This is a genomic window from Curtobacterium sp. 18060 (assembly GCF_902706105.1).
Lineage (GTDB): Bacteria > Actinomycetota > Actinomycetes > Actinomycetales > Microbacteriaceae > Curtobacterium.
The window spans coordinates 23,214-29,519 of the sequence record NZ_CACSJV010000046.1 but is presented as its reverse complement, the minus strand read 5'-3'; the positions used below and the strand labels follow the sequence as shown (position 1 = coordinate 29,519).

The following is a 6,306-nucleotide window of genomic DNA, read 5'->3' as shown; positions in this document are numbered from 1 at the left end:
GACGGGGGAGCTCGCGACCTGGCCGCCTGCGGCGGTCGCGGTCGTGGCAGCAGCGCTGTGCACGGCGGCGTTCACGCTGCTCGCGGCGTTCGTCGGTGGGCTGTGGGCGGTCGTCCGGTGGCGGCGGGACGTCGCGCGCGAGCAGCGGGACCGGGCGTGGTCGCGCTTCGTCTGGACGGTGGACCAGACGTGCGCCGACGACATCGGTCGCGCTGAGCTCGGTCGTGCCAGCGCGAAAGCGATGTACGAAATGCAGATTCTTCGCGACGACGACGAGGCGGTGGGCAACATCGTGTTGGAACTCATCACGGGAAGAGAGGCAACGTGGACGAACACGGAGTGACGGAGCGTGATCCGGTGGTCGAGCTCTTGGAGCGTCGAGAGGCCGAGTGGCGAGAACGCATCAGGCGGAAGTACCGGTTCCGACCGAGGAAGGCGCGCCGTGTCATCTGGGAGCACGACGAGATCCGACGTCGCTTGCGCGAGTGGGACGCAGCCCACCACGAGCGCGCGCGACTCCGCGCCGAGCGCGCGCGACTCCGCGCCGAGCGTGCGCGCCCGGGGGCCACTGCGGCGGTGGGTGCCGCACGGTCAGGGGAGCGAAGCGCGGAGTGACCCCAGGGTGCCGATGAACTCCTCGGCCATGCCGGCGCGCTCGACGAGCTTGGCGTGCCGGGCCCGGGCGTCGTCGAGGTACTCGTCGAGGCGTGCAGCCAGCGCGGGCTCGTCGTCGGGGTCCTTCGCCGCCAGCGCGTCGACGACCCGCAGCAGGTCCGCCATCTCGTCGAGCGTGAACCCGAGTGGCTTCATGCGGCGGATCACGAGCAGCCGGTCCAGGTCCTGCGCGGTGTAGACCCGGAACCCGCCCGTGGTGCGGCCGCTCGGCACGAGCAGCCCGACCTCGTCGTAGTGGCGGATCGTCCGCAGGGACATGCCGGCACGGTCCGCCAGCTCGCCGATGTGCATCGTGTCCGGGGTGTCGGTGGTGCTCACGGTGCACAACTCTACCCTCACGTGAGGGTAGAGTTCCGATCGATGTCCGTGATCACACACGCGCCGGCGGCCCCGAGCGTCCTCACCGCCCTCCGCTCACCCCGCATGCTCACCCGCGAGGTCCTCGCCGGTGTCGTCACCGCGCTCGCGCTCATCCCCGAGGCGATCTCGTTCTCCGTCGTCGCCGGGGTCGACCCCGCGGTCGGCCTGTTCTCGAGCGTCATCATCGCCGTCGTCATCTCGATCGTCGGCGGCCGTCCGGCGATGGTGTCCGCCGCGGCCGGTTCGGTGGCCCTGGTCATCGCGCCGCTCGTCCGCGAACACGGCATCGAGTACCTCGTGCCCGCGATCGTCCTCGGTGGCCTGTTCCAGCTCGTGCTCGGGTTCCTCGGGGTCGCGCGCCTGATGCGCTTCATCCCGCGCAGCGTCAACGTGGCGTTCGTCAACGCGTTGGCCATCCTCATCTTCACCGCGCAGCTGCCCAACCTGCTCGGCCCCGACGTCCCGTTCGTCGTCTGGCCGCTCACCGCCCTCGGCATCGCGATCATCGTCGGCTTCCCGTTCCTGACCAAGGCGGTCCCCGCGCCGCTCATCGCGGTCGTCGTGATCACCGGCATCACCATGCTCTTCAGCGTCGTCGTCCCCACGGTCGGCGACGAGGGCGAACTGCCCACCGCACTGCCCGGGTTCAACGGCATCGTCACCCCGTTCTCCTTCGAGACGCTGCAGATCATCGCGCCGTACGCGTTCGGCGTCGCGATCGTCGGCCTCATCGAGACCCTGTTGACCGCGCAGCTCGTCGACTCCATCACCGAGACCGGCTCGAGCAAGTGGCGGGAGTCCTGGGGGCAGGGCGTCGCCAACATCGCGTCGGCGTTCTTCGGCGGGACGGGTGGTTGCGCGATGATCGGCCAGACGGTCATCAACGTGAAGACCGCGGGCGCACGGACCCGGATCTCGACCTTCGTCGCCGGTGCTTCCGTACTCGTCCTGACGATCGTGCTGCACGACCTCGTGGCCGAGATCCCGATGGCCGCGCTGACCGCCGTGATGCTCATGGTGTGCGTGGCGACCTTCGACTGGCACAGCATCCGTCCGCGAACCCTGCGGCGGATGCCCCTCGGGGAGACCGCCGTCATGCTCATCACCGTCGTGGTGGTCGTCGTGACCGAGAACCTCGCGACCGGCGTGCTCGTCGGGGTCGTCGTCGCAGCACTGGTCTTCGCTCGCCGGGCGGCGCACGTCGTCACCGTCGTCCGCGAGCCGGTCGACGAGCACACCGTGCGGTACCGGGTGCGCGGCGCCCTGTTCTTCGCGTCGTCGAACGACCTCGTCACGCGGTTCTCCTACGCCGAGGACCCTGAGCACGTGGTCATCGACCTGTCCGAGGCGCACGTCTTCGACGCCTCGACGGTCGCGGCACTGGACGGCGTCGAGCAACGGTTCACCAAGCACGGGTCCACGGTCGAGGTCGTGGGCCTCAACACCGGGTCGGTGGCCATCCACGGGCGGTTGTCGGGCGAGCTCGGCTGAGCGCTTCCGCATCCGGTGAATCGGCTGTGGGGCCGGTGAGCACCGGTGGGCGACCTACACTGGAACCCATGCCCGCCACCCGACTCCACCTCGTCCGGCACGGTGAGGTGCACAACCCCGACCGCGTCCTGTACGGGCGGCTCCCGGGCTTCGGACTGAGCGACCTCGGCAAGCAGATGGCCCTTGCCTCGGCGACCGCGTGGAAGGACGCCGGTGTCGACGTGCGCCGGATCGTCGCCTCGCCGCTGCAGCGCACGCAGGAGTCCGCGGCGCCGTGGTCGGCCGCGTACGGGCTCGACGTCACGCTGGACGAGCGCCTCATCGAGCCGACGAACCGGTACGAGGGGCAGCCCCCGGGCTTCACGAAGCGTTCGCTCGGCCGTCCGGCGGAGTGGCCCTGGATCGCGAACCCGTTCCGGCCGAGCTGGGGCGAGGCGTACGAGTCGATCGCGAACCGCATGCTCGCCGCGATGACCACGGCGTGGGAGAGCGTGGACGGCGGCGACGTCGTCCTGGTCAGCCACCAGCTGCCGATCTGGACGGTCCACCGGAAGCTCGCGGGGGAGTCGCTCTGGCACGACCCACGCAAGCGCCGCTGCGACCTGTCGAGCATCACGACCGTCGAACGGGTACCCGCCACGTCGACCGGTCGGTTCACCGAGGTCGGGTACACGGATCCCGCGCAGGAGCTGCGCGCGACCGCCATCGACGAAGGAGCAGTGTGAGCGTCATCAGCAAGCGGTTCGCGGTCCTCGCAGCGACGGCGGTCGCCGCGGCGCTCGTCCTGTCCGGGTGCTCGTCGGACAACGGTGACCTGGTCAAGCAGTACGGCAACGGCACCACCCAGAACTACATCTCCGGCGACGGCGCGGTGACCGAGGTCACCGCCGACAAGCGGTCCGACGCGGTCGACTTCGAGGCGAAGGACTCCGACGGCGACACCGTCTCGTCGAAGGACCTCAAGGGCAAGGTCGTCGTCCTGAACTTCTGGTACGCGAGCTGCCCGCCGTGCCGCGCCGAGGCGAAGTACCTCAACGAGGTGCACGAGTCCTACGCCGGTGCCGACGACGTCGCGTTCATCGGCGTCAACGTCCGCGACGAGGCAGCGACCGCAGCCGCCTTCGAGCGCACCTTCGGCGTCGACTACCCGACCGTCCTCGACCAGAAGACCGGCACGATGCAGCTCGCCCTGTCCGGTCAGATCGCCCCGAACGCCGTGCCGGCCACGATCGTCCTCGACACCAAGGGCCGTGTGGCTGCCCGGGTGCTCGGCGCCGTCGACGGCACGAGCATCCTGAAGACCCTGATCAGCGACGAAGTCGACGCCGGCAAGGCCTCCTGACCCGTGGCCTCCAACCCCTTCGCCGAGGCGATCCTCAGCGGCCAGATGGCCGTCGCGCTGCCCGTGGCGGCGCTCGCGGGGCTCGTCTCGTTCCTGTCGCCGTGCGTGCTCCCGCTCGTGCCCGGCTACCTCGGGTACGTCGGTGGGATCGCCGAGGGCGGGCAGCGCCGCGGGCGGGTCGTGCTCGGCGTGCTCCTGTTCATCCTCGGCTTCACGGCGGTCTTCGTCGCGTACACGACGGTGTTCGGCGCGCTCGGGTTCTGGCTCGTGCGGTGGCGCGACCTCATCACGCAGATCCTGGGCGTCGTCGTCATCGCGATGGGGCTGGTGTTCGTCGGCCGGTTCACGTTCATGCAGCGCACCATCAAGCCGAGCTGGACGCCCGCGACCGGACTCGTCGGCGCCCCGCTGCTCGGCATCGTGTTCGGCCTCGGCTGGACCCCGTGCCTCGGCCCGACCCTCGCCGCCATCAACCTGCTCAGCGTGCAGTCGGGCAGTGCCTGGCAGGGCATGTGGCTCGGCGTCGCGTACTGCCTGGGCCTCGGCATCCCGTTCGTCCTCGTCGCCCTCGGGGCCGGCTGGGCGACCGGTGCGATCCGCGCCGTGAAGCGGCACATGCGCACCGTCAACATCATCGGAGGAGCGATCCTGATCGTCATCGGTCTGCTCATGGTCACCGGAATCTGGTCGGCCGTCATGTCGAGCGTCGGGGCGGTGATCCAGAGCTTTGTCCCCGCGGTCTGATCCCGAAACCGAAGCGACGGGCGCCGACACCGCGTCGGACCCGCAGCGACCGTCCGACCACGTCGACGGCTCCGGACCCGGCGACGCCGGCATCAACCAGCCGAAGCTCGGCTTCGTCGGCACCCTCCGGTTCTTCTGGCGACAGCTCACGAGCATGCGCACCGCGCTGTTCCTGCTCATGCTGCTCGCCCTCGCGGCGATCCCGGGCTCGCTCGTGCCGCAGCGCACCGCCGACCCGAACGGTGTCGTCCAGTACAAGGCCGACCACGCCACGCTCTACCCGATCCTCGACAAGCTGCAGGTCTTCGACACCTACACGTCGGTGTGGTTCTCGGCGATCTACCTCCTGCTGTTCGTCTCCCTGATCGGCTGCATCGTGCCGCGCACGAAGCACCACTGGCAGGCGCTCCGCACCCGTCCGCCCCGGACCCCCGTCCGCCTGACGCGACTGGCGGGCTTCCGCACCGTGGCGGTGCAGCCCGACGCGATGATCGACGGCACCACCGGGATCGACGTGACCACGGGCCTCCCGTCCAGCGAGCACGCGGTGACGCGCGCGATGGCGATCCTGAAGCGCTCCGGGTACCGCGTCGAGCGCTTCGGCGACTCGGTGAGCGCGGAGCGCGGCTACCTGCGCGAGACCGGCAACCTGGTGTTCCACGCGGCGCTCGTCGGTGTCCTGCTGGCCGTCGGTGTCGGCGGCGGGTTCGGGTTCACCGGCCAGCGGCTGCTGGTCGAGGGGCAGACGTTCTCGAACGTCCTCGGCTCCTACGACTCGTTCAACCCGGGCCGCTGGTTCCAGCAGACCGACCTCAAGGGCTACAACCTGACGCTCGACAAGTTCGTCACGAAGTACGAGGAGCGCAACCTCGACGCCCTCGGCCAGGCGCTCGACTACTCGGCGACCGTGACGAGCAAGGAGAAAGGCGGCGAGTCGACGACCAGCCGCCTGGGCGTGAACGACCCGCTGCACGTGGGCGGCACCAACGTCTACCTGCTCGGCAACGGCTACGCGATGAACGTCACGGTGCGCGACGGCGAGGGCAACGTGGCGTTCCAGGACGTCGTGCCGTTCCTGCCCGAGGACGCCAACTACACGTCCACCGGCGTCATCAAGGTGCCGGACGCGCTGCCGGACCAGCTCGGCATGGTCGGGTTCTTCTACCCGACGGCGTCGAAGCTCGCCTCGGGTGCGTACACGAGCGCCTACCCGGACACGCAGAACCCGCTGCTGACGCTGCAGGTCTACACCGGCGACCTCGGCCTCGACAGCGGCGTGCCGCAGAGCGTCTACACGCTCGACACCAAGGGCCTCACGCAGATCGCCGGTCGTCAGTCCGACACGGCGAGCATCGCGCTCGAGCCCGGGCAGACCAAGAAGCTGCCGAACGGTGCCGGGTCGATCACCTTCGACGGCGTCAAGCGCTACGTGTCGCTCGACGTGCACCACGACCCGTCGCAGGCGTGGGTCGCCGCCTTCGCGCTGCTCTCGACGCTCGGGCTGCTCACGTCGCTCTTCGTCCCGCGCCGACGCGTGTGGGTGAAGGTCGTCCCCCGCAAGGGCGCAGAGCACGGCGAGTACGACTTGGAGTACGCGGGCCTCGCCCGCGGTGAGGACCCCAACCTCGAACGGGCCGTCGCGGACATCGCACAGCGCCACACGTCGGACCTCGGAGTTAGGATGCCCCAGTGAA

General features: G+C 69.9%; 7 protein-coding genes. 6 read left to right on the top strand and 1 reads right to left on the bottom strand.

The genetic code is table 11. From position 1 onward, the window contains the following. The coding region (locus GVL05_RS16285; RefSeq protein ID WP_159573807.1) for a hypothetical protein at positions 1-343 on the top strand (343 nt) is incomplete at its 5' end. Positions 344-591: 248 nt separating this feature from the next. On the opposite strand, the gene GVL05_RS16280 is transcribed toward GVL05_RS16285, so the two are convergent. Continuing rightward, entirely contained in the window at positions 592-966 is a 375-nt protein-coding gene (locus GVL05_RS16280; protein ID WP_111084475.1) for a MerR family transcriptional regulator, read from the bottom strand. Positions 967-1,035: 69 nt separating this feature from the next. On the opposite strand from GVL05_RS16280, the gene GVL05_RS16275 reads away from it, so the two are divergent. The 5 genes from GVL05_RS16275 (at position 1,036) to GVL05_RS16255 (ending at position 6,305) form a co-directional block, all read left to right on the top strand. Further along, complete coding sequence (locus GVL05_RS16275; RefSeq protein WP_159573806.1) at positions 1,036-2,526, top strand: SulP family inorganic anion transporter; 1,491 nt, start codon at positions 1,036-1,038, stop codon at positions 2,524-2,526. Positions 2,527-2,594: 68 nt separating this feature from the next. Then, positions 2,595-3,251, top strand: a complete 657-nt coding sequence (locus GVL05_RS16270) for a histidine phosphatase family protein (RefSeq protein WP_123292091.1) — start codon at positions 2,595-2,597, stop codon at positions 3,249-3,251. Further along, positions 3,248-3,868, top strand: coding sequence for a TlpA disulfide reductase family protein (locus tag GVL05_RS16265; protein ID WP_159573805.1), 621 nt, complete (start codon positions 3,248-3,250; stop codon positions 3,866-3,868). The genes GVL05_RS16270 and GVL05_RS16265 overlap by 4 nt, the downstream gene beginning before the upstream one ends. A 45-nt stretch (positions 3,869-3,913) precedes the next feature. Further along, positions 3,914-4,612, top strand: a complete 699-nt coding sequence (locus tag GVL05_RS16260) for a cytochrome c biogenesis CcdA family protein (protein WP_123292336.1) — start codon at positions 3,914-3,916, stop codon at positions 4,610-4,612. Beyond that, positions 4,596-6,305 (top strand): cytochrome c biogenesis protein ResB, encoded by a 1,710-nt coding sequence (locus tag GVL05_RS16255; RefSeq protein WP_235036025.1) that lies wholly within the window; start codon positions 4,596-4,598, stop codon positions 6,303-6,305. Before GVL05_RS16260 ends, GVL05_RS16255 begins: the two co-directional genes overlap by 17 nt. Position 6,306: the final 1 nt, after the last annotated feature.